Here is a 23,403-nt window from a genome sequence, read left to right as displayed (position 1 = left end):
CGATCGCCTTGGAATTGATACTAGCTGATTGGGAAAAGTAGAATTTCTCATAAAAAAAGTACATAGGGCTTGCTGAAAAAAGCTGAAACCTTTACGGAGAAAAATAGTAGGCGAATTAAGAACCGCTAGAATGCACGAAAATAGGGTAGAATGCCTCAAAACCATTGCATTAAGAAGAGAGAAAGCAGATGTACCGAAAGCAACAGTACTCAATTGAAACACCAGAAAACTTGAAAAATCTGTTCGGCGGGCAGTTAGACGAAGAAAATCGTTGGATAGAAATGTCAAAAATGATTCCCTGGGAAGAATATGAGGAAGAATATGCAAAAAACTTCACAGAAAAAAAAGGAGCCCCAGCCAAATCATTTAGAATGGCATTAGGAGCATTAATTATCAAAGAAATTTCAGGAAAAAGTGACAGAGAAACAGTAGAACAAATAAAAGAGAACCCTTATTTACAGTACTTTATAGGAATGGAAAGCTATAGTAGCAAAGAAGCATTTAATGCGTCAATGATGGTTCATTTTCGTAAAAAAATAGGAATGGAATTAATAAATAAAATTAATAAAGAAATAGAAAAAAAAGCGACGGGTGTAGCGTCAGAAAAAAAAGAAAATGAAGGAAAGTTATTGTTAGATGCGACTTGTACACCAGCAGATATAAAATATCCAACGGATATAGGAATATTGAATGATGCCAGAGAAAAAACAGAAAAAATAATAGATAAGCTGTATGAAGAAATAAAAGAGAAAAGGAAAGAAAAGCCGAGGACTTATAGGGAAGTGGCAAGAAAAGAGTACTTAGCCATAGCAAAAAAACGTCGTGTGTCAAAAAAAGAAAGAAGAAAAGGAACAAAAAAACAACTAGGATATATAAAAAGAAACTTGTCTGATATAGAAAAAATGATAGAAGAGGGAGCAAAGTTAGAAAAACTAACGAAAAAAGAGCAAGAAGAGCTTGTAACGATAGGAAAAGTGTATGAGCAACAGTTAGAAATGTATGAAAAAAAGACAAATAAAGTAGAAAACAGAATTGTGAGTGTAAGCCAACCTCACGTGCGTCCAATAGTGCGTGGAAAAGCGGGAAAAGCAGTAGAGTTTGGAGCTAAAATATCGGCAAGTAATGTGAATGGCTTTGTCTTCTTAGACAAATTAAGTTGGGATAATTACAACGAATCGGGAGATTTACAAGCGCGAATAGAAGAATATAAAAGGGAAACAGGATGTTATCCGGAATCGGTTCATGTGGATAAAATCTATCGAACAAAAGCGAATCGAGCTTATTGTAAAGAAAGGGATATAAGAATGAGTGGTCCCCGATTGGGAAGACCGCCGAAAGAGGTGAGCAAAGAAAAAAAGAAAGAGGCACGCTCAGATGAAAGAGTGCGTAATGCCATTGAGGGTAAATTCGGACAGGGAAAGAGGAAATTTAGTCTTGGTCGAGTGATGGCCAAACTACCTGAGACCTCGGAAACGGTAATTGCGATGAACTTTTTGGTAATGAATCTTTCTACTCTACTTCAGAAGACAAAAAGTAAAAAGTTGTAGAGTCGTTTTTCTTGTGAAAAATGGTGTTAATTTTCCTCTCTTTTGTGAGGAGTGATTTGTGTTGACCTTTTTAGACAGAAAGGAACAATAGATTAAACAAAATCTGTATTTTGATTTGTTTCCATAAGGATAAGTTATCTATGCTTTTTCAGTCCATACTTCCCTAACCCACATTTCTTTCGTTTTTTGACTTTTTCAGCAAGCCCTACATACAGGTGAGTTTTTAGGCTATTCTTTTTGGAGGAGATACAACTAAAAAGCCTAGAGACTCACAATTCGTTTGATCTTCTGTGTCTGTGTTTTGAGGTCAGTTTTTAAAAAGAGTTTTAGCTGAATATTAGGTATGAGTTCTGACAAGTCCCCCATCTTGGTAGTGTTTATCCCAGGCATTATGGGATCGAGTTTGTCTTTTACAAGTAAAGATGGTTATGGTTTCCCTGAAGAAATATGGGGGAAAGATGGCCAAGCAAATCTTAATTCATTTCATAATTATCCGCATAGACTAAATCCTCGTCATGGTGATGAAATCAAAGAAGGTGAAGTAATTCCCTATTTTGAAAATATACTTGGCACGGTCATGGATTGAGATTTTCGCCCCCTGAATCCCCCAATGCTGGGGGACTTTGAAACCGATAAATAGAGAATGGTTCCCCCAAAACTTGGGGGGCTAGGGGGGCTGAACTAAAAAACGCAAATTATCACCGTGCGAGGTATATAAGATTGCCTCAATCAGGATTGAAACGTATTTCTATACCTGGCCAATATGAGGCACTGGTATCGTCTAGCTAGAAGCTACAAACGTTGCAATACGGGAGGTTCAAGAAATCAGGCGAATTTGGAGTAAGTCCTCCCAAGTTAACCCTTTTTCAATTATACCGAGAGCTACAGCAGGAACTTCTCTAGTCGTAAAATGGCTGCGAACAAAGTTATGAACCATCCAGAAAATATCTAGGACTCGCTGTAATCCCACAACAGATTTAGCATAAGTATTTGTACGACGACGAAAGGCGGCTAAATAGCGTCGGATAGCACTATTAAATGCCTCAACGTGGTTGGCATGGACGTCCTTTTCTTCTGGTTTTTCTGTTGTCTCTTGATGTTCTGGTTTCGGAGTTTCTACTTTCTTTAGTTTACCCTCAGAATCTCGACGTTTACTACTCTTATTTTTTAGTCTTACCACAAGACCCTTCGGTAATACTTTGGTGGGACGACCTCGCTTTCCAGTCTTCAATACTTCGTGACAAATATTAAATAGCAGTTGACTATATCGCTTTTCTCCATCTGTAAATAACTGGAGAGATTCTGCACTCCTTTCAAATAATTCCGCTACCGTCATCATTGCTTCTAGAAATAATTTCTGCTCTTTTTTACCACATTTTAAATGCCAAATAAAGCGGCTAGCCCTGTCCATGAGCACGATTGTCCACCCCTCAGAGGCACTTGCTTCTTTATTTTTTCCAACTTTTGTGTATAGTTCATCCCCTTCTATTACTAGTTTAACAAATTCATTCACTAAGGCGTATAAAAATAATGTCTCTTGTAATCCTGATAATTTCTTTTCCCAATTCAATATTGTTGTTTTTGCGTAGCCGAATACTCGGACTGCGGCATTTAATCCTATTCCTTCCATTCTGGCTTTTAATACTTTTACAATTTCACTTAATGGGGTTTCTAAGCCAGCGATTACGCTACCATAAGTCTCAGCAAAACAAGAACTACATTCTTGACAAATGAACATTTTACGTTCCCCGTTACCTTTCGTTTGATAATAAGAATGTATTTTTACTTTTTCACTATAGTAATGAGGACAGTTTTTCTTGAATAAGGCATCCTCTTTCTCTTGGCACAAGCCAACATCATTCAGGATTTCCATAGAGCTTTTCTTTAATATTGACATTGTTTTCTGTTTCCTTCTTCTTTGATATAATGACAATAATAATAGTATAATAAAAACGGGCCGATGTCTAGTCTTAAACTATTTTTCTATTTTCTCAAAGCCTTACACCATAACTTTTTCCAACTTTGATCAGACGATACTAGTGCCAAGGAAATCTCCCCCAGTTATCAACCGTTAACGGTGACAACGGATGGTTGGGAAGCAACCCGAAGTGCATGGAAAAGCCTATTTGAAGGTATCACCCTGATTCTCTGTTTTCTCCATGAAGTCCTCAAAATCCGCTCTGTCTGTCGCTCTAAACCTCAACAGTGTCAGAGACTGTGCCAAAAACTCTGGGAGGTTTATCAAGGTACAACCAAAAGACAATTCGCTCAACGTCTGAGACGTTTTCTCGAATGGGTGAAAAAGCAAAAACTATCGGAAGTGATTACGGCCAAGGTCAGACGCATTCACCTTAAATCTCATCTTTTCCAAAGTGCCCTCGACTTTCCCAATGCTTACCGTACGAGTAATCAAGTTGACCGACCGATGAATTACTTTGACCGTGTGCTTTATTCTATGCAATATTTTCACGGCAATCTAACATCGGCGAGATTAACTGTTCGCTCTCTTGCCTTATTGTGGAATTTTCGTCCTTACTCTCGTAAAACTTGTGTTCGGAAGCAGGGACAACTTTCTCCCTTTGAGAGTCTTAATGGTTTTCGTTATCATGACCATTGGCTTCGGAATCTCTTGATTGCTTCCTCTCTCAATGGTCGTCGTCCCCTCTCTTCTCATAGACACAAACCCCTGCGGAACTAGGGATAATTATCAACTATTCACTATCAACTATCAATTAATCGGCGATCGCTTTTTTAAATCGGTAAGGGGTGATCGCTCTTCTACTCACCATATTCCGACAAAAATACAAGAAAATCCCTCAAGGCTGCTCTGGTGTCTGGTGAACTTTCGAGTTGATGTTGTATTTGGAGAATAATCCATCTATTTTGGATTCGAGTATGGCGAGTTCCTCGTTCTCTTTCCTCGTTTGCAAGATTATCCCGTCTAGCCTCTCGTTCTCTTGCTGCAAGATTTTCATTCTCAATTCGTGTTCTTGCTGCAAGGTTTTCATTCTCAATTCGTGTTCTTGCTGCTGTCGTTTCCCTTCTGCTTTGATTTCCAGCGTGCCACTCAAGGCCGAGATTAGCCACCAGAGACCCTGACCCCAGACCAAAGACCAGAAAGCGACCTTCGATGGTGGTGAAGGGGAAGAATGAGAAGAGGATGGTGTCTGAGTTTCCATAAAATCTTAATAAAGCCGCCACTGCATACAAAAATGTCGTCAGTGACTTTGGTAACAGTTTAAGTAACTCTATCATAAAGGTATTTTATAGGCGATCGCGTTTTTTATTAATTGGGAAGAGGCGATTGCTTTTTCTGAGAGTTGAGATAGCGATCACTTTTTAAAACTATCAATTAATCTGCGATCGCTTTTTAAATTTGAGGTTTAGAGTGCGATCTCTGTTTTGATGGGGAACAATAAATTTTCGTTAAGGGGCATGCTTTTTTCAAAAAAAATAAATTAAGGTTACACACAAACAAGTGGGGAGCCAAAAACTCTTGTAGTGAAAAAATATTAAGAATGAATAGTAGAAAACTTAACGAAAACCTTTATCTATTCTTTTGCAGAAAACCTTTTTTAATGGTTAGCCATTCACAAAGTGTTTAATAATTACCCAATCAGGATCAGAATAGATTTTAGGAATTTCTGCTTTAATAGGGCCAATATATTTGCCTACATAGCCTTGTTGAGCAGGGGAAGCAACAGAAATTAAGCATAATTGAGCGATTCTAGTACCAACAGTTAATGGTAGAGGACTTTCACCAAGATTCCTTAATTCTAACGTCAAACACCCTTTGTAACCTGATTGAACGGTGGTTGCGGTGGCAATATTTAATCCTAATCTCCCCCAAGTAGATCTTCCCAAAACCAAAGCATAATGATCGTTTGGTAAGCAGATATATTCCAGAATTGTTGCAAGCACAAATTGGTGAGGATGTAAGATAAATTCCTGCCCTACAGGGATATGAATTTCTTGATAGTAAGCTGATAGGTGATTATCCTTAGAAGCAGGATCAATATGAGTATAGCGAGAAGGCACATTGACTAGAAATGAACAGCCTAGTCGCAAATCTACCGTGCTCTGTCCATATTGGTTATTAGGATCTATGGTGGGTGTCACAATCAATTTATCTGTATCTTGTTTCCCTCCACGCCAATTCCATAAGCTATTGCTTTGCTTCAGTGTCTCAAAATCTTCCTCTTGATGTTGAGCAAACTTAACAAAACGATGGAGACTGATAGCGTATCTGAGGTGTTCACTGAGTTTTTCAAACAATATACGACGTTTTTCTGACTCTGGTTTTGAACTATTAAGATAAAAAACATTGCTAGTTAGATAAGCTTCGCCATGATAGTAAAGCGTTGCAGCAATAATCGCGTCAGTTGGGTTTATGTATTCGGGTTTATTAATTGTGACTGTTTCAAAAGGAGGTCTGAAACCATCCAATTCTGGCTTAACCATTCTCCAAATTTGTTCAAACTTCTCAGGAGAAAGCCGCTTTTCAATAATTAAATTACTGGCTTGATAAATTTCTTTGGCTACTTTTTCTGCGATCTCATCATAGCGACTTGACTTAAGTTCTGATTTAAAATCATGCAATTTATCGTAGATAGCGTCAATTAATTGAGACATCTTATTCATTAATTGATAGCAGTTATTGCTCGGAGAATCCACATAACATTTAATAATATCCTTAGAACGGAGAATACGATTTTCTTGAGGGGGATGGGTACGACTACTACCACTGCTCGGTAAAAATAGAAAAAGTTTTAGTAGCGCAAAATCAAAAGCAGGGCCAAGTAAGTAGCGTCCTACTTGGTCACAAAGATACTCCTCAATGCGTAGTGCTACTTGTTGTGGTTTGTGCTGTAACTCCCACTGTTCCCCTCTATCTTGAGGTAGGGGAATTTTTTGAAATGCTTCCTTAACTTTTTCATCAAGTACGTTTTGATGTATTTGCCAGTAGATATGGCCAACTTCATGGCCAATCAATGCCATACAAGAAATATCAAACTTTACTTCTGCGGGAATAAAAAAAATATCTAATGGTTTAACTGGTGTATTATGTTGAGAGGAATAGTTTAGTCCAAAAGTAAAAGTAGCGTTGGGATAAACACTAAAATCTTCCAAGTTAGTATCTTGGGAATGTACAATAATTATCTCTCTCTCACTTATTTTGCATAGGCTATAACACTCATAAATCAGGGACTCTGCCCACCATGAAGAACGTTCAGGACTCGCTTTAAGAAGTAAGCTGATAAAAAAAGAGACTGTGTATAGATATTGTCTCAACACAGTCAGGTCTTGTATATCCTGAACATTATTTGCCTGATACTCTAAATCGTTTTGAATTTGATTACAGACGTCTTTAATGCTATCGGGGATATTTTGTTGGACAACGATTCCAATTTTTTCTAACTCAGGGGCAATGGCCGTTAGAGCAATTTGCCTCAGCATATCCACTTCAGGATGCTCCATCATATCTTTCATCGAAAAAAATGGGTCTGAAACCCCGTCCTTCTAGGACGGCTTTACAAGGTGTTAGAATCGAGGTGCTGAATACGAAAACCAAGTGGTCGGCATCGCACCTTGAAAACTAGGCTTAGGGGGTTCTTGCTAGAAAGGCTTGGCAAGGTAAAAAGTCTAAGCAACAAGTACAAAAAGCATTTTGCTGAAACCGTACCGTGGGACACACGGAATCGGGCTTCTGAAATGTAGGGCTGATTCATTCTCTGGTTTGATTCCTTTTTTGTCTCTCTTCAATCGCTTATGGGGTAAGCAAAGTAAGGTATTTTTAAAAATTTTCAGATATTTATTCTGAGAAATCGCCTTAAAACCTTGCCAGATAAGGATTTGATTGATTGAGATTTGTTAGAATGAATCAGCCCTAGGCTTCTGAAATGGGGTAAAAGTCTGTGGACTCTGTGTAAGACAGTACATAATTTTTAAAACTGTGGTATGCGACGGTGAGTGAAGCAGAAACCTAAATCGTGAGGTTTAGGTTTCTTCGCCGTTCTACGGCGGAGAGGATGTCAAAGACTAAAGACCTTTATATGGCATTTTGTGAGAGTGAGAATTTACTCCAATCTCAAAGTCTCCAATTGCTTGAATAGCTTGATTAAGCAAGTTGATGCAATTTTCTCTTGTTGCTTGATCCTCTGGTAACTGATTGGAGTCCAGTAATTGCTTCAAATGGCTGCGTTGGCAACCGTCTTCGTCTTGTCCATTAGCATTGTGCAATGCCATAGATATGGATAAAACAGAAGCGTTCAGGGGGTTCTCGATCCCTCGAAAGCTATGGATGATCATTTGATCAAATTGCCTGGACTCCAACACATCCAAAGATTCTAAGAGAACTTGCCGCTCATCAGAAGACAATCCATCTGCTTGCCTTCCCTGTAACCAATGTCTCATTTTGTTAAGCAATGAGGCGGCCGCTGTGTTTCGAGCCGATTTTTCCAATAAACTCATGTAAGACATTTTAGAATTTTTTACCAAAATTAAATACTTTTTTCAATGGAAAAGCTTTTAACCCCCCATTATAACAGCATACTACATGACTTGATGTAAGGTAAATAAAGAGACAGCAATTCTAAATTTGAAAAATCAGGAGGAATTAGTGGCGGGCAGAGAGTCAAATGGCTCAAGCATAAAATCAAGAAGGTGTTGCCAGCTATCAAAGACAAAATAGGTAGTAAGAGTACGTAAATGGGAAAAAAAGCATCTTCGAGTCCCTAAAAGTAGTCGGATACGTTGGTAGGACTCATCTAAAAGCTGTAAAACGGTGTGAAACAAGAAAGCCAGTAAATTTAAGGTGAGCAAAAAGGTAGCAAGATGGTGGTCACCATGTCCAAAATTGTGTTCTAGATGGTAGCCCTGAGTCTTAAGAGTATTATGGTTCTCATTTTCGGTTTTCCAACGAGAGCGAGCGACACTGACTAACTCAACAATGTTATCGGCTTGGGAAAAATGGTCGGTAATCCAATCGTTGTGAAAGAGAACCTGACCATCAGAACGGCGAGTAACAGTGACCTCAAACCAATGAGTATTGAGGGCGGCGGAACCATCTCTTAGGGGCAAGTGATAAGTCCAACGATAATGATAGTCATGCCAATCGCGACCATGACGACGACGCTCATGGAAAGAGTAAACTTCCCCAATCTTCTCGGCATAGTCCAAAAACTCATAAAGAGTAGGGTGAGATTCAGGCAAACAGACAAAAAGATAGTGAAAGTGGTTTTGAAGAGCCTCTTCGCACATCGGTTGACGACCAGCAATTCCAAATTCAAATGGTATAAATAGAGACAGAAAAACTTTGACCTATAGGAAGTTATGAATAAAGAGAAAAGTGTCTACTGATTTTGCAGAGAGAAAGATGGAAGTAAACGACCTAAGTTTTGACGGAATCGTTCACTGTTTAAACGAGGTCATTGGGAAGATAGATGACCCCCGTTCGGTTAGTAATGCAACGAAATATAGTCTAAGAGAGGCGATACTGGGGGCATTTGCCGCCTTTTTTATGCAAAATGAGTCATTTTTAGAGTACCAACGTCAGCTTAACAGCCGTTGTGGGCGAGATAATGCTCAGAGCTTGTTTGGACTAGAAAAAATACCAACAGTAGAACAGATTCGCAACATTGTGGATGGGGTAGCAGCGAGTAGTCTATTCCCTTTGTTTGGGTTAATTTACCAAGCATTGAGGAGCATGGGATTCTTGAAAGCCTATGAAATATTGAGGGGAAATCTTCTAGTAGCAATGGATGGGACAAATTACTACAGTTCGGAAAAAGTAAATTGTCCATGCTGTTCAACCAAAACGTCAAAACAGGGAAAAGTCACCTACTTCCATCAGGCATTATTGCCCGTGATTGTTTCCCCAGACCATGAATCAGTTTTTTCCTTACCCCCTGAATTTATCACCCCTCAAGACGGTTCTGAAAAGCAAGATTGTGAGCAAAATGCGGCGAAACGTTGGATAAGTAACCATGCTAGTTTGTTTGCGGGACAGAAGATAACTCTGCTAGGGGATGACTTGTACAGTCGTCAGCCCACTTGTCAGCACTGTCTCGACCACGATTTCAACTTTATCTTCGTCTGTTTACCGACTTCTCATCCCACACTCTATGAATGGTTAAACTATTTAGAAGCTAATGGAGAAGTCAAAACCACTCAACACCGACGTTGGAATGGGAAGTATTTCGAGATTTGGCACTGCCGTTATCTCAATCAGATTCCCCTGCGAGACCAACAGCCTGCTTTGTTGGTTAACTGGTGTGAGCTAAAAATCCACCGCGAATCCGATGCTCAACTTCTTTATCACAATAGTTGGATTACCAATCATTTTCTCACCCCTCACATCGTTCTTGATGTCTGTCGTGCTGGACGGACTCGTTGGCGTACTGAGAACGAGAATCACAATATTCTCAAAAATCGAGGCTATCACTTAGAGCATAATTTTGGGCATGGTAAACAACACCTCGCCTCTGTTTTGCTTACCCTGAATTTGCTGGCTTTTCTCTTGCACACGGTTTTAGGTTTGGTTGATGAACGTTACCAGAGAATTCGCGTCCAACGCGGCACTCGTAAGGGATTCTTTCAAGATATTCTCTCTTTGACCAAATATCTGTTCTTTGAAAGCTGGCATCATCTTTTAGATTTTATGCTTGATGACTCAGTTTCTCTCGCTGTCTCGAATTCTTCCTAGTTGATTAATTGGCAATTTTCATAGCAAAACCCTTGCCAGTAAATACATCGAGCCTTTTGTATCTTTGACTACATTCTGAATTTGGAATTGCTGGTTGACGACTATAGAGGTCATCCCCCAATCATAGTAACGCTGAACGGGTCAAAAAATTCTCGATGTCTGTGGAGCCAACGTTTTGCCGCTGCTACCTCACAGTCTTGTTTCTCGTGACCATCTTGAGGGGTAATAAATTCAGGGTCAAGACTAATTACCGCTTTTTGCTGAGGTGAGACAATTACGGGTAAGATTGCCGAATGAAAGTAAGTCACTGTCCCGTTTTTATGGGTTCGATGGGAACATTGCTCACAGTGAATATTTTGAGAGGAGAAATACTCTGTGCCATCTAGCGGAATTAGTAATTGCTTGTCTAACACCTCATACTGAGTCAATATTCCTCTGGTCTTCAGGAGTTGGTAAATGTCACTAAACACCCCAAATAACGAATTGGCATTGATTTTGTCTAGAATATTGCGAATTTGATTGTCACTAGGGATTTTAATGGCACCGAATAGAGTTTGAAGATTATCCCTACCGTTGCGGCTATGGAGTTGCCTCTGATGTTCTAAGAACTGACTTTTCCCGTTAAGTCCAAAATCCAGCAATGCAAACTTCTAGAGGCTTTATCTGGCAAGGGTTTGAGTAATGATTCTCTTGACAGGAAAAAAATATTCTGAAGCCATCATCCCGCTTATCGTTCAAATTTCAAAAACAAAGGATGAAGGGAGTATGAGACTGTAAAATGGAGAAAATCTTAAAGGGCAGGTCAAAAAATGTTGGAATGGTGGACAAAAAACTTTGCCAGTTGTGAATTGGGAGACGAGAGGCTAAACAATCGTGCCTTCTCGATTGGGAAAAAGTTAAGTGAGGGGTTTGGAAAAGCCTTATCAGAAGTGTTTAAGGGAGGAAACGAGTTAAAGAGGGCCTATGAATTTTTGGGAATCCGAAAACAGACTTTGTCAAGATAATAGAGCCGCACTGTGAAATGACAACTGCCGCCGTAGAAGAATATAAGATAATGCTATCAGTCGGAGATACGACCTTCTTAGATTATCGCAATATCAAGGAAAAAAGGGAAGGGTATGGGCCGACTGGAAAAGGAGGGAATGGATTAATACTGCATAGTGCTTTAGCAATTGAGCCAGAAAAAGGACAAGTATTAGGTTTATTATGGCAAAAACTGTGGAATAGGGAGGTAAAAGAAAAGCCCCCAACAGATGAAACGGCGAAGCAGAAAAAAGAAAGACAGAAAGAACAAAGAAAAGCAGCTCGTCAAAGACCATTTGAGGAAAAAGAATCCTACAAATGGGTAGAGGCTCTAAACACCTGTGAGAAACAGGTAGAAAGTTCAACGAGGGTAATTCATGTATTTGACAGAGAAGGAGATGTTTCAGAAGTCTTTGACTCAGTGCGTCAACTCAAGCATACAGGAGTGCTGGTCAGAGCGTCTCATAATCGTAGTTTAGACAAAAATAGTGAACGACTTTGGCAACATTTGGAATCAGAACCGATTCGTTTTCATCAAGAAATCGAGATTCCGAGTACAGGAAAAAGAAAAGCACGGAAGGTTAAGCTTGCCGTCCGATTTTGCTCAGTTAATCTACGAACTCCCTATCGTTTTGATAATCGTGACCCGTTGAATGTCTATGCTGTTTATGCGACAGAAATCGATTGTCCCGAAGGCGAAACTCCTTTATCTTGGATGCTTCTGACTACAGAAGTTGTTGAGACTATTGAGATGGCTGTCACTATTCTTCGTTGGTACACCTACCGATGGCGGGTTGAAGAATTTCATAAAGTCCTTAAGTCTGGTTGTCAGAGTGAGCGTTATCGACTTGCCTCTGATGGAATGAAAACTCTTTTGGGTTTTTTAAGTGTCATTGCTGTTGAACTTTTACACGTTACTTATCTTCATCGTACCCAGCCCGATGCTCTCGCGATTGAAATTCTTAATCCTCTTCAACTTCAGGTGTTAAAAGCAGCCGCCTCTCAAAAACTTCCCCCTATTTTGACTGTTGCTTGGGCTGTCGAGTCTGTTGCTTTTCTTGGTGGTTATCTTGAACATCGTCGTAAAACTCCTCTCGGTATCCAAGTCCTTTGGCGCGGTTGGTTGAAGTTGCATGACCTTTGCCAAGGCTGGCAGCTTGCAATCCGCACTTAACGGGAAAAGTCAGGTCAACTGACAGTTTTCGGTGGAGGTGCTATTAAAGTGCGATCTCCGCCTTAACTCTCAGTGAACGGCGATCGCCAATTGTCTTAGGGCAATACGAAGATCGTTGTCATTTCTGTAGGATCGATTAAGAAACGCAACGAATCGTCAAGCTAATCTACAAAAAACAGCGATCATACTATCCCTCTAAGCATTTTTACTTATTCTCTTTTGCACGAACGATAAGTTACTATTACAAGCAACTTTGGCTAGTTGAGATAAATTCCATGCACTTACAACGGGTTCAAGTTCCCGATTTTCGGGTTTTAAAGGATATTGATATTAGCTTTGAGAAGGAGTTTTCTCCTCGTATTTTTCCCCTGGGTAGTTTGAATGGTGGGGGAAAAAGCACCTTATTGCAATTAATTTTTATCTTGTTGCATTGCTCAGCTGATCCTCAGAAGTACCACTTTATCCGAAATTTATTAGAAGATTTCACAATTCCTAAAGGCACTGATCAAAGAACGTTGGCTAAGTTTGAGATTGCGAATAGAGGGGGGATTATTGGACTCGAATATTTGGTATTTTTAGGAAGTTCTTTTTCTGCTTTATATAGCACCATTGAAAACAAGACCTTTTTGATCTCTGAATCAATAGGGAAAGAACAAAGTTTTGCAAGTAAGCCTAAATATATTCTTGACTATAACAACTATATTCTTGCTTATAGAATTATACAGGCTTATCTTACAACAGTTAATGAAGCCCAAGATCAATCTACAAATATAGATTTTGATAAAAGTGATATATTTCTAGATAATTTATCCAAAAAAGTATTTTTAGCTTCACCTTCCACTCAGATTTTTCTTTTTCTTTCTAAAAAATATCGTAAATCACGATTTAAAAGCAATAAAACGTTAGAAAATCAGGAAGAATCTTCAAAAAAACAGGATAGGGGGTGGGAATGGGACGATGCGAAAAATCAACTAACCAATTTTTTCCCCTATGACTTTGTTTCGGTAGATATTCTTATTCAATCCTTTAAACAAGCAAGAGATAAAGATTTTGAGGAAGCAATCGAAACAGGAGGTCACTATGGTAAACATTATCAAAACTTACTCAATGATTTTAATAAATTTTTAAAAGATAAACAAATCAATCTAGACAAAGATTTATCAGGAGTTAATTTTAAAGCAGAAAGGAATGGTGAAACCATAGAACTTTATCCCGAAGATTTGAGTCATGGCGAACTCAAAAGACTCAGTTTATATGTTTGGCTCAAATATAGTAATATTGAAAATGCAATTATTCTGTTTGATGAAATTGAAATTGCACTTCATCCTGACTGGCAATATCAAATTATTCGAGACTTGGAAGAATGGGGGCCAACTAATCAATATATTTTAGCGACCCATTCCTACGAACTTTGCCAAGCTTTAACCCCTGCTCATGTTAAAGAAATTGAACCCAAACTTTTGAATAACGTTAATCATTCGTAATGAGTTTTGATGCCCAACAACTTGAAGAACATTGTCAAACGATCCTCCAATCCCGTCGCATTAAAAATAAAATTGTCATCCTGTGTGAAGGTAGTTTTGCCCCCATTAAAGGTCGGCGATCGCCTCAATCCTATGGACGAATGGAAGATTTTCCAGACGCAAACTTTTATAAAGCCTGTGTTCCGCAAAAACACAATCAATATTTACCTGAATTCTTTAATTGCGGCGATCGCTCAACCTGACTTTTCCCGTTAAGTGCGGATTGCAAGCTGCCAGCCTTGGCAAAGGTCATGCAACTTCAACCAACCGCGCCAAAGGACTTGGATACCGAGAGGAGTTTTACGACGATGTTCAAGATAACCACCAAGAAAAGCAACAGACTCGACAGCCCAAGCAACAGTCAAAATAGGGGGAAGTTTTTGAGAGGCGGCTGCTTTTAACACCTGAAGTTGAAGAGGATTAAGAATTTCAATCGCGAGAGCATCGGGCTGGGTACGATGAAGATAAGTAACGTGTAAAAGTTCAACAGCAATGACACTTAAAAAACCCAAAAGAGTTTTCATTCCATCAGAGGCAAGTCGATAACGCTCACTCTGACAACCAGACTTAAGGACTTTATGAAATTCTTCAACCCGCCATCGGTAGGTGTACCAACGAAGAATAGTGACAGCCATCTCAATAGTCTCAACAACTTCTGTAGTCAGAAGCATCCAAGATAAAGGAGTTTCGCCTTCGGGACAATCGATTTCTGTCGCATAAACAGCATAGACATTCAACGGGTCACGATTATCAAAACGATAGGGAGTTCGTAGATTAACTGAGCAAAATCGGACGGCAAGCTTAACCTTCCGTGCTTTTCTTTTTCCTGTACTCGGAATCTCGATTTCTTGATGAAAACGAATCGGTTCTGATTCCAAATGTTGCCAAAGTCGTTCACTATTTTTGTCTAAACTACGATTATGAGACGCTCTGACCAGCACTCCTGTATGCTTGAGTTGACGCACTGAGTCAAAGACTTCTGAAACATCTCCTTCTCTGTCAAATACATGAATTACCCTCGTTGAACTTTCTACCTGTTTCTCACAGGTGTTTAGAGCCTCTACCCATTTGTAGGATTCTTTTTCCTCAAATGGTCTTTGACGAGCTGCTTTTCTTTGTTCTTTCTGTCTTTCTTTTTTCTGCTTCGCCGTTTCATCTGTTGGGGGCTTTTCTTTTACCTCCCTATTCCACAGTTTTTGCCATAATAAACCTAATACTTGTCCTTTTTCTGGCTCAATTGCTAAAGCACTATGCAGTATTAATCCATTCCCTCCTTTTCCAGTCGGCCCATACCCTTCCCTTTTTTCCTTGATATTGCGATAATCTAAGAAGGTCGTATCTCCGACTGATAGCATTATCTTATATTCTTCTACGGCGGCAGTTGTCATTTCACAGTGCGGCTCTATTATCTTGACAAAGTCTGTTTTCGGATTCCCAAAAATTCATAGGCCCTCTTTAACTCGTTTCCTCCCTTAAACACTTCTGATAAGGCTTTTCCAAACCCCTCACTTAACTTTTTCCCAATCGAGAAGGCACGATTGTTTAGCCTCTCGTCTCCCAATTCACAACTGGCAAAGTTTTTTGTCCACCATTCCAACATTTTTTGACCTGCCCTTTAAGATTTTCTCCATTTTACAGTCTCATACTCCCTTCATCCTTTGTTTTTGAAATTTGAACGATAAGCGGGATGATGGCTTCAGAATATTTTTTTCCTGTCAAGAGAATCATTACTCAAACCCTTGCCAGATAAAGCCTCTAGAAGTTTGCATTGCTGGATTTTGGACTTAACGGGAAAAGTCAGATCGACTTGCCTCTGATGGAATGAAAACTCTTTTGGGTTTTTTAAGTGTCATTGCTGTTGAACTTTTACACGTTACTTAGGGCTTGCTGAATAAGGATAAAATCCTTGCTAGACAATACTTTCAGGCATTTTACAAACGATCAGATGCAAGGTTATGGCATTTGGAGGCTCAAAATCCATGCACTTTGCTGGAAAAATATGAGGTAAAACTGGAAACTGATCTCTGAAGTCACCATTTTTCGCGCCCTGTGGCATCTAGGTTCGTTTTGTGGACTTTTTCAGCAAGCCCTACTTATCTTCATCGTACCCAGCCCGATGCTCTCGCGATTGAAATTCTTAATCCTCTTCAACTTCAGGTGTTAAAAGCAGCCGCCTCTCAAAAACTTCCCCCTATTTTGACTGTTGCTTGGGCTGTCGAGTCTGTTGCTTTTCTTGGTGGTTATCTTGAACATCGTCGTAAAACTCCTCTCGGTATCCAAGTCCTTTGGCGCGGTTGGTTGAAGTTGCATGACCTTTGCCAAGGCTGGCAGCTTGCAATCCGCACTTAACGGGAAAAGTCAGGCTGGTGTACAAGTCGCATCTAACAATAACTTTCCTTCATTTTCTTTTTTTTCTGACGCTACACCCGTCGCTTTTTTTTCTATTTCTTTATTAATTTTATTTATTAATTCCATTCCTATTTTTTTACGAAAATGAACCATCATTGACGCATTAAATGCTTCTTTGCTACTATAGCTTTCCATTCCTATAAAGTACTGTAAATAAGGGTTCTCTTTTATTTGTTCTACTGTTTCTCTGTCACTTTTTCCTGAAATTTCTTTGATAATTAATGCTCCTAATGCCATTCTAAATGATTTGGCTGGGGCTCCTTTTTTTTCTGTGAAGTTTTTTGCATATTCTTCCTCATATTCTTCCCAGGGAATCATTTTTGACATTTCTATCCAACGATTTTCTTCGTCTAACTGCCCGCCGAACAGATTTTTCAAGTTTTCTGGTGTTTCAATTGAGTACTTTTGCTTTCGGTACATCTGCTTTCTCTCTTCTTAATGCAATGGTTTTGAGGCATTCTACCCTATTTTCGTGCATTCTAGCGGTTCTTAATTCGCCTACTATTTTTCTCCGTAAAGGTTTCAGCTTTTTTCAGCAAGCCCTATTTAACATAAACTGTTTTAGGTCTGGTCGTTTATCTCTGGAATAACCAAATTTTATTTTTATGGCTTTTGTCTGCTCGTCTTCCTCATCTTCTATCCTTTCCTTATACTTCCCTTGTACAGACATTGAGGTTGAGTCTAAATGCTTTGACTTTTGTTCTATTCCAAAGATTGCTGCCGCTTTTAGGACTATTTTCGTGAACCGGTTTTTTACCCCCACTCCAAATACCTTATCCAATGACCTTCCTAGCTTGTCATCATTTAAATCTTCTGCTTTTATTCCTTCTCCTAATAGGTGTTCTAATGCTTTTCCTTTAAAAAACTCACGGCTCTTCCCCCAACTGTGTGGAAAGTGTATAATAGTAATACCACAGTAGGAGGTGGAGTATGTGGATAAACTTGGATGAGCTACTAGGTTTGCCAAAGGTAACAGTCGTAAACTATCGAGAAATAGATGGTGCTTTGTTCTTAAAATTAAAAATGAAAAACGAAGTAATGGAATGTCCAAATTGTCATAAAGAATTGGAAGATATAAATCAAATAGAATATAATTTGGTTCGGGATTTATCCCTATTGGGAAAGAAAGTATATCTGGAAGTGCCCCGCCGCCAGTTCCATTGTGAAAAATGTCAGAAATACATAACAGAAAGACTGGACTTTATGCGGCTAAGAAAACATTATACAATTCGTTATGAAGAAAAGATTTATGAGCAAGTAAAAAAGAAAAATGTAGAAGAGGTAAGGCAAGAAGAAGAAATAAGTTGGGGAACATTGGAATCAATATTTGAAGAGTATGCAAAGCAGGCAGAAAAGAAGGAATGGGAATTACCAGAAAAGATAAGTTTAGACGAATTTAGTAATAGAAAAGGAAAAAAAGACTTTATTACAACAGTGATAGATATAAATAAAAAGGAATTGTTAGAAGTAATAAAAGGACACAAAAAAGAAGAGATAATAGAAGCCCTAAAAGTGCAGCCAGCAAGGGTTAGAGAGAATGTAAAGGAAGTAAGTGTGGATATGTGGGAGGGATTTACGTCAGCAATAAAGGAGTTATTTGTAAATGCTAAAATCGTCTATGATAGATTTCATGTAATGAAAAATATAAATGAAGAATTGAATAAATTGAGAAAGAAAATGAATATCCATAAAAAGGGTTTAACATACCTATTATGGAAAAATAAAGAAGAGTTAAAAGAAGAAAAAAGAGAAGAGTTAGAAGAGATATTGAAAATGTATCCTTGTTTAGGAATAGCGTATGAAATGAAGGAAGAGATTAGAGATATTTATGAGCATTCAAGAACGACAAATGGTGCAAGGAGAAAATTTGAAAAATGGATGAGAACAGCGAGCCTATTCTATAAAAAAAGTGTGGGTATGCTGAAAACTCATTTGACAGGCATATGCAATTATTTTGAAAACCATACAACTAATGGATTAACGGAAGGGATGAATACAAAAATTAAATTAATAAAAAGGAAAAGTTATGGATTTGCTAATTTTGAGCATCTACGGCTTAAATTGTTAGCTTGCTTTAACTCTTAACATAACATTACACACAGACAAGGGGAGAGCCAACTCACTCAACAAATATAACGGAGCATTGATACATCCTAAGCAGTTTAATATCATTGCTTTTACTATTGTACCTACACTGAGCTTTTCTTGAGGATGAGTTCCCACTTCCTCATCGATAATTTCTACTAAACCCATTTCATCTATAATTCCCGCTACGATTCCTAAGTGGTCGAGGTCTTTAATATTTAGGTTATTCATTTTTACTGTTGATTCTATCTAAGACAAGACTCCATTTTAGAACTTTATTGACATTTTTTATCCTTGCCCGAAATCAATGCACAAGTACCGATACCAGCTCGCGTGAACTAGTGCTCCTCTTCGACAACCTGCGGAATGTGGGATTCAGGCAAACAGACAAAAAGATAGTGAAAGTGGTTTTGAAGAGCCTCTTCGCACATCGGTTGACGACTATAGAGGTCATCCCCCAATCATAGTAACGCTAAACGGGTCAAAAAATTCTCGATGTCTGTGGAGCCAACGTTTTGCCGCTGCTACCTCACAGTCCTGTTTCTCGTGACCATCTTGAGGGGTAATAAATTCAGGGTCAAGACTAATTACCGCTTTTTGCTGAGGTGAGACAATTACCGGTAAGATTGCCGAATGAAAGTAAGTCACTGTCCCGTTTTTATGGGTTCGATGGGAACATTGCTCACAGTGGATATTTTGGGAGGAGAAATACTCTGTGCCATCTAGCGGAATTAGTAATTGCTTGTCTAACACCTCATACCGAGTCAATATTCCTCTGGTCTTTAGTAGTTGATAAATGTCACTAAACACCACAAATAACGAATTGGCTTTGATTTTATCCAGGATATTGCGGATTTGATTGTCACTAGGTATTTTGATGGCACCGAATAGAGTTTGAAGATTATCCCTACCGTTGCGACTATGCAGTTGTCTTTGATGTTCTAGGAATGATTCACATTGCATTAGAAACAGGCTGAAACCACCTAGTACCGCATCTTTTAGGCTGTAGGTTGTATTTGGACTGGGTTGGCGAGGGTCTTTCATTTTCTCTATACTTGCTACCAAGTACGCTATCAGACCAGTCATACTGATTATTCCTTGCATCTTTTCTTCCTCTCTGGCTACCTTGTTGTCCTTTCCCATTATCCTTTTTTTCTACAACCCTTACCTCGCCTTAAATTTAGAATTGCTGATCTGTATCAGCTCTATGTCCATTTTCTCCGTTAGACTGCTTATCCAGCTCAGAAAACTTTTTTCTAGTTCTTCTGTTTCCAACATTCCAAATACTCTTCCAAAGGTATCGTGAGAGGGAATTCCCTTTGGTAACTCTAGAAACATTTCTAGCCATTCTCGTTTGGCTTTGCCATAGGCTTCAATTGCTACGAAGCCATCTGCCCCTGACAATACTGCCAATATTCCTATGGTGACAATTGCTGTTAAGTTATGGTCTTGCCTTCTCCCTGTTCTCGGTTCTTTTAGGCACTGAAAATGTTTCAGTATGCTTCTTTTGATAATTTTGACTTCTTTTTCTTGTTGTGGGGTTAGAACTCTTGCGCCGAAGCCTTTTGCCATCTTTGACCTCACTCACTTACTTTTTTTAAATAATAGCCTTTTCTTCTCTTAGATGACTGCTTCTTTTTTACACTATATTTCTCTCTTTTTGTCTGTATTTTTTGTAACAAATAAGATGCGATTACCCTGGGTTGGCGAGGGTCTTTCATTTTCTCTATACTTGCTACCACGTAAGCTATCAGACCAGCCATACTGATTATTCCTTGCATCTTTTCGTCCTCTCTGTCTCCCTTGTTGTCCTTTCCCATTATCCCTGTTTTCTACAACCCTTACCTCGCCTTAAATTTAGAATTGCTGATAAAGAGAATTGATTTGTTTTTTTGCTCTCCTGACCTTGTGGATATAATTTTTTCTAATAACTAGTAGTCCAAGGCGTAAGTTTGGGTGCTATAAAATTTAAGCAGCCAAAACCTTCCCCCGATACGTCCATCGAAAGGGCTTCGCCATAGTGCGGTTAAAATAGTCGATGAATTCAAGAATTTGCGTTCTTAAATCATCTTGACTGAGAAAATTTCCTCGTTTCAGTAACTTACGCATTAAAATACCAAACCAAATCTCAATTTGATTGAGCCATGAACAATGCTTCGGTGTGAAGTGAAAAACAATTCGATGATTGGGGTCACTGAGAAAAGTTGCTCTACTCGCCATTGATTGAAGGATGCCACTCTTGCCCTTCTCTCCTAATTCAAGATTAAGTCCCTCAAATTCTGCTACATAGCGAACCAAAGATTCTGACTGATGGGTATTTAGGCAATCCATGCTCAAGTGCCATTTTGCTACATCAGGGCTGGTGGCAATGGTTTTTTGGATATGGCTTAAATAGTCTGCCTCTGTGCGAGTATTTCCGACTGTAGAGCAGATTACTTGACCCTTGGCCACATCAAAACTGGCTATTAACGTTTGAGTGCCGTGACGAATATATTCAAATTCTCGACCTTGAATCTTCCCCTGAGACATCGGAAGGTCTGGTGCTTTCCGCTCTAATGCTTGAATTCCCGTCATTTCATCTAGAGATTTCATCTAGAGAAATAGTCTTTTCTCCCTTTTCCTCTCCTAAAATTGCACTCTCATAGGCTTGGCAGATATCATTCACTTTTTCCCCAAAATTTGGGTCAGGGGGGGGATTCAGCCAGTATCCTGACTGATGGGGTTTAATATCTGCTTCTTCCCATAATCTTCCTACCTGTCGAGGAGATATACTTTCCACTATTCCTTGCTTTACTAATTCCTCGGCTAATTCTCGTCCTGTCCAGTGACTTATCGGACGCTCATAATTCTTTGGGTCATCACAGGCTAATTTGAACAACTTCAAGATTTGTTCGCGTTTAAACTTGGCGGGTGCTCCACTACGTTCAGCATCTTTGATTCTTTCTGTTATTTCTATTTCACTTTTCTGTCCTGCTATCCATCTTTCTCTCCATTGACTTGCCATTTTTCGGCTGATTTTTAATTTTCTAGCAATTTCTCGATTATTTTCTCCCTCATCTGCCAGAAGCACTATTTTTGCCCTTAAGGCAATTTGCTGCTCTGTTGTATGACGATTTATCAGTTTTTCTAGATGTTCTCGTTCTTTTGCTTCCAACTTTAACTCTTTGGGGGCTAATCGGGGCATGACTTTTTCTCCTATATACCTATATTTATCTTTTTATCGGTTGCCTAATAATAGTATCTTAACTTGCGCCTCAGACTACTAGGGCTTGATAGCCATTGGTGTCAAATTAAGTCAAATTAAGTCAAAACCCTTATTAAATAAAGATTGTAGGGTGGGCTAGGCGGTGTTAACACATCATCAATCAACGACTAATCAAGGGTTATGGCTCCGAGTACTTACAAATAAGGCTCAATAAGATTCCCTAAAGTAGTTTCAAAGCCTTAATCAGCAAGAGTTATACGTTGAGTCCAGGGCGAACGCATCTAAAAATAATACAGATACAAGAACATTATAGAGGGATGGATAAGGGAAAATAAGGGAAAGTGCATAGAAAACAAAAGCGATGAAACTCCGACCCAAATATAGACTGGTAGAACACTTTGCCGAAATAGATGACCCTCGCATCGAACGAACAAAACGGCATAAACTCATTGATATTCTAACGATTGCCATCTTAGCCGTCATTTGTGGAGCAGATACTGTGTTAAGTGTCAAGGGGAAGCAGGCAAAAAATCAGTTTCCTCCTCTAAAACAACGTTAGGAAGAGCCAACTTAGTCTGGTCAAACGGTTTCCCTGACTTGAGAACCCCGTAAACAATCCGAATGAGTTTGTGCATTACAACCCCAACGATCTGCATTTTATTTTTTCCTGCCTCTAAAAACCGTTCTCGCAAGTCCTTCATGGGAGAACAATGACGCATAGAACTCAATGCAGGAAAATAAAGAGCCTTACGTAAATGAGGATTACCAATTTTACACAACCGAGTTTTCCCTTTAACAGAGGTTCCCGATTGATGCTCTTGAGGTGTTAAACCCGCAAATGCCGCTAATTGACGAGCAGAAGAAAACTGATTAATATCGCCAATTTCTGCCAGAATGGTCATTGCTGTCGGCTCACCAATTCCTACAATCGAAGTCAATAAATCTGCTTGACTTTTTAGGGAACTATATTCGTTCAACAATTCTTTTTGTCGCTTTTTTACATTGTCAATTTGAGTTTCTAAAAACACAAGATGAGCTTCAATATCTTCTATGAGACTCTCATCAACTGTTGTTTTTAAACGATTTTTTTCTTGAGTTGCCATCTGCTCTAACGCTCTTAATCGACGGCTATAAGACTGTAATTGTGCCATTTCTGGACTTGGAGGTGTCCAAGCTTGTGGTTTAAGGGCTGCACAGAATCGTGCAATCGTTGTGGCATCTGCTTGATCATTTTTTGTTCGACTCAAGCGACTTTGAGCAAATCCCTTAATTCGGGCAGGATTAACAATACTGACAATGTGACCTAAACTGTGTAAATAAGTTGCTACTGAATGGCCGTGCGTACTAGTTGCCTCTAAACAAGCATGAACTCTTTCCAGTTGGTTTTGCTCCAACCATTTTTTGAGTTGCTCGAACCCTTCAAGGTTATTGGCAAATTCTTTAACCTGACTTTTTTTCTCTCCTTTGAGTAAGGCGGCTGAGAATTTTTCTTTACTAATATCTATGCCGAGAATGGCTTCTTTTTCGCTCATGGTTTAACTCCTTGTGAGTCAGAAAAATAGTTGTCACTCTGCCGCGCTATCCTTGCAAATACTAGGTTTTTTGAGAAAAGCCACGTTGATACTGTCCAGTCTGCGGAAGGTGACATTCCGAAGAACAAATAAGAGGCTCTTTATCTACGAAGCAAGCTTTTTGCTTTAGGTTGGGTTCAGAGTCACTCTTTTTCTTGTTCT

At 39.1% G+C, this 23,403-nt stretch carries 22 protein-coding genes and 6 pseudogenes; 11 read left to right on the top strand and 17 right to left on the bottom strand.

Features of this window, described 5'->3' with window-relative positions; genetic code table 11:
• Positions 1–188 precede the first annotated feature (188 nt).
• Positions 189–1,526: pseudogene (locus tag KA717_26880) on the top strand (IS5 family transposase).
• A 364-nt stretch (positions 1,527–1,890) separates the two neighbouring features.
• Positions 1,891–2,133 (top strand): hypothetical protein, encoded by a 243-nt coding sequence (locus KA717_26875; GenBank protein UXE59425.1) that lies wholly within the window; start codon positions 1,891–1,893, stop codon positions 2,131–2,133.
• Between the two features lie 231 nt (positions 2,134–2,364).
• On the opposite strand, the gene KA717_26870 is transcribed toward KA717_26875, so the two are convergent.
• A complete protein-coding gene (locus KA717_26870) occupies positions 2,365–3,444 on the bottom strand; it encodes an IS1 family transposase (protein UXE59424.1) in 1,080 nt (359 codons plus the stop codon).
• A 180-nt stretch (positions 3,445–3,624) separates the two neighbouring features.
• Between KA717_26870 and KA717_26865 the strand changes: the two genes are divergently transcribed.
• Positions 3,625–4,245: a hypothetical protein gene (locus KA717_26865; GenBank protein ID UXE59423.1), complete on the top strand. Its 621-nt coding sequence runs from the start codon at positions 3,625–3,627 to the stop codon at positions 4,243–4,245.
• A gap of 80 nt (positions 4,246–4,325) precedes the next feature.
• Here KA717_26865 and KA717_26860 read toward each other — a convergent pair whose 3' ends face one another.
• The 4 genes from KA717_26860 to KA717_26845 form a co-directional block, all read right to left on the bottom strand.
• Positions 4,326–4,802: a hypothetical protein gene (locus tag KA717_26860; protein UXE59422.1), complete on the bottom strand. Its 477-nt coding sequence runs from the start codon at positions 4,800–4,802 to the stop codon at positions 4,326–4,328.
• Between the two features lie 327 nt (positions 4,803–5,129).
• Positions 5,130–7,037, bottom strand: coding sequence for a dCTP deaminase (gene dcd, locus KA717_26855; protein ID UXE59421.1), 1,908 nt, complete (start codon positions 7,035–7,037; stop codon positions 5,130–5,132).
• Positions 7,038–7,586: 549 nt separating this feature from the next.
• Complete coding sequence (locus KA717_26850; protein UXE59420.1) at positions 7,587–8,045, bottom strand: hypothetical protein; 459 nt, start codon at positions 8,043–8,045, stop codon at positions 7,587–7,589.
• Positions 8,046–8,153: 108 nt separating this feature from the next.
• Complete coding sequence (locus tag KA717_26845; GenBank protein ID UXE59419.1) at positions 8,154–8,759, bottom strand: hypothetical protein; 606 nt, start codon at positions 8,757–8,759, stop codon at positions 8,154–8,156.
• A 136-nt stretch (positions 8,760–8,895) separates the two neighbouring features.
• Between KA717_26845 and KA717_26840 the strand changes: the two genes are divergently transcribed.
• The gene (locus KA717_26840) at positions 8,896–10,251 is read left to right on the top strand and encodes an ISNCY family transposase (GenBank protein UXE59418.1); all 1,356 of its coding nucleotides are present in this window, start codon (positions 8,896–8,898) and stop codon (positions 10,249–10,251) included.
• A 110-nt stretch (positions 10,252–10,361) separates the two neighbouring features.
• On the opposite strand, the gene KA717_26835 is transcribed toward KA717_26840, so the two are convergent.
• The gene (locus KA717_26835; GenBank protein ID UXE59417.1) at positions 10,362–10,892 is read right to left on the bottom strand and encodes a hypothetical protein; all 531 of its coding nucleotides are present in this window, start codon (positions 10,890–10,892) and stop codon (positions 10,362–10,364) included.
• 168 nt (positions 10,893–11,060) lie between these two features.
• On the opposite strand from KA717_26835, the gene KA717_26830 reads away from it, so the two are divergent.
• From KA717_26830 to KA717_26815, 4 genes are all read left to right on the top strand, one after another.
• On the top strand, positions 11,061–11,255 hold the full coding sequence (locus KA717_26830) for a transposase (protein UXE59416.1): 195 nt from the start codon (positions 11,061–11,063) through the stop codon (positions 11,253–11,255).
• Positions 11,256–11,272: 17 nt separating this feature from the next.
• Positions 11,273–12,448 (top strand): IS4 family transposase, encoded by a 1,176-nt coding sequence (locus tag KA717_26825; GenBank protein ID UXE59415.1) that lies wholly within the window; start codon positions 11,273–11,275, stop codon positions 12,446–12,448.
• Positions 12,449–12,723: 275 nt separating this feature from the next.
• Entirely contained in the window at positions 12,724–13,932 is a 1,209-nt protein-coding gene (locus tag KA717_26820; protein UXE59414.1) for an ATP-binding protein, read from the top strand.
• Positions 13,932–14,174, top strand: a complete 243-nt coding sequence (locus KA717_26815; GenBank protein ID UXE59413.1) for a hypothetical protein — start codon at positions 13,932–13,934, stop codon at positions 14,172–14,174. The genes KA717_26820 and KA717_26815 overlap by 1 nt, the downstream gene beginning before the upstream one ends.
• Positions 14,175–14,183: 9 nt before the next feature.
• On the opposite strand, the gene KA717_26810 is transcribed toward KA717_26815, so the two are convergent.
• Together KA717_26810 and KA717_26805 are read right to left on the bottom strand one after the other, a co-directional pair.
• A complete protein-coding gene (locus tag KA717_26810; protein UXE59412.1) occupies positions 14,184–15,359 on the bottom strand; it encodes an IS4 family transposase in 1,176 nt (391 codons plus the stop codon).
• 17 nt (positions 15,360–15,376) lie between these two features.
• Positions 15,377–15,571, bottom strand: a complete 195-nt coding sequence (locus tag KA717_26805; GenBank protein ID UXE59411.1) for a transposase — start codon at positions 15,569–15,571, stop codon at positions 15,377–15,379.
• Positions 15,572–16,062: 491 nt separating this feature from the next.
• On the opposite strand from KA717_26805, the pseudogene KA717_26800 reads away from it, so the two are divergent.
• Positions 16,063–16,320 (top strand): annotated as a pseudogene (locus KA717_26800) (IS4 family transposase).
• 15 nt (positions 16,321–16,335) lie between these two features.
• On the opposite strand, the pseudogene KA717_26795 reads toward KA717_26800, so the two are convergent.
• Positions 16,336–16,800, bottom strand: a pseudogene (locus tag KA717_26795) (transposase).
• Positions 16,801–16,912: 112 nt separating this feature from the next.
• The gene (locus tag KA717_26790) at positions 16,913–17,347 is read right to left on the bottom strand and encodes a DUF4277 domain-containing protein (protein UXE59410.1); all 435 of its coding nucleotides are present in this window, start codon (positions 17,345–17,347) and stop codon (positions 16,913–16,915) included.
• On the opposite strand from KA717_26790, the gene KA717_26785 reads away from it, so the two are divergent.
• Positions 17,311–18,465 carry an ISL3 family transposase gene (locus KA717_26785; protein UXE59409.1) on the top strand — a complete coding sequence of 385 codons (1,155 nt, stop codon included), beginning with the start codon at positions 17,311–17,313 and terminating at the stop codon, positions 18,463–18,465. The two genes, KA717_26790 and KA717_26785, sit on opposite strands and share 37 nt — an antisense overlap.
• Positions 18,466–18,498: 33 nt before the next feature.
• On the opposite strand, the pseudogene KA717_26780 reads toward KA717_26785, so the two are convergent.
• The 6 genes and pseudogenes from KA717_26780 to KA717_26755 all read right to left on the bottom strand — a co-directional run bounded on the left by KA717_26780 (position 18,499) and on the right by KA717_26755 (position 21,649).
• A pseudogene (locus tag KA717_26780) lies at positions 18,499–18,696 on the bottom strand (DUF4277 domain-containing protein).
• A gap of 219 nt (positions 18,697–18,915) precedes the next feature.
• A complete protein-coding gene (locus KA717_26775; protein ID UXE59408.1) occupies positions 18,916–19,608 on the bottom strand; it encodes a hypothetical protein in 693 nt (230 codons plus the stop codon).
• Between the two features lie 21 nt (positions 19,609–19,629).
• A complete protein-coding gene (locus tag KA717_26770) occupies positions 19,630–20,037 on the bottom strand; it encodes an ISAs1 family transposase (GenBank protein UXE59407.1) in 408 nt (135 codons plus the stop codon).
• 8 nt (positions 20,038–20,045) lie between these two features.
• Positions 20,046–20,285, bottom strand: a complete 240-nt coding sequence (locus KA717_26765; protein UXE59406.1) for a hypothetical protein — start codon at positions 20,283–20,285, stop codon at positions 20,046–20,048.
• A gap of 274 nt (positions 20,286–20,559) precedes the next feature.
• Positions 20,560–20,994 (bottom strand): annotated as a pseudogene (locus KA717_26760) (transposase).
• A 46-nt stretch (positions 20,995–21,040) separates the two neighbouring features.
• Entirely contained in the window at positions 21,041–21,649 is a 609-nt protein-coding gene (locus KA717_26755) for a helix-turn-helix domain-containing protein (GenBank protein ID UXE59405.1), read from the bottom strand.
• A 382-nt stretch (positions 21,650–22,031) separates the two neighbouring features.
• Here KA717_26755 and KA717_26750 point away from each other — a divergent pair.
• A pseudogene (locus KA717_26750) lies at positions 22,032–22,184 on the top strand (transposase family protein).
• Here KA717_26750 and KA717_26745 read toward each other — a convergent pair.
• Positions 22,180–23,202: an IS110 family transposase gene (locus KA717_26745; GenBank protein ID UXE59404.1), complete on the bottom strand. Its 1,023-nt coding sequence runs from the start codon at positions 23,200–23,202 to the stop codon at positions 22,180–22,182. The pseudogene KA717_26750 and the gene KA717_26745 overlap by 5 nt on opposite strands.
• Positions 23,203–23,403 lie beyond the last annotated feature (201 nt).

Source organism: Woronichinia naegeliana WA131, assembly GCA_025370055.1.
Lineage (GTDB): Bacteria > Cyanobacteriota > Cyanobacteriia > Cyanobacteriales > Microcystaceae > Woronichinia > Woronichinia naegeliana.
Note: the sequence above shows the minus strand (reverse complement) of the source record. Positions and strands in the feature narration are given on the sequence as shown.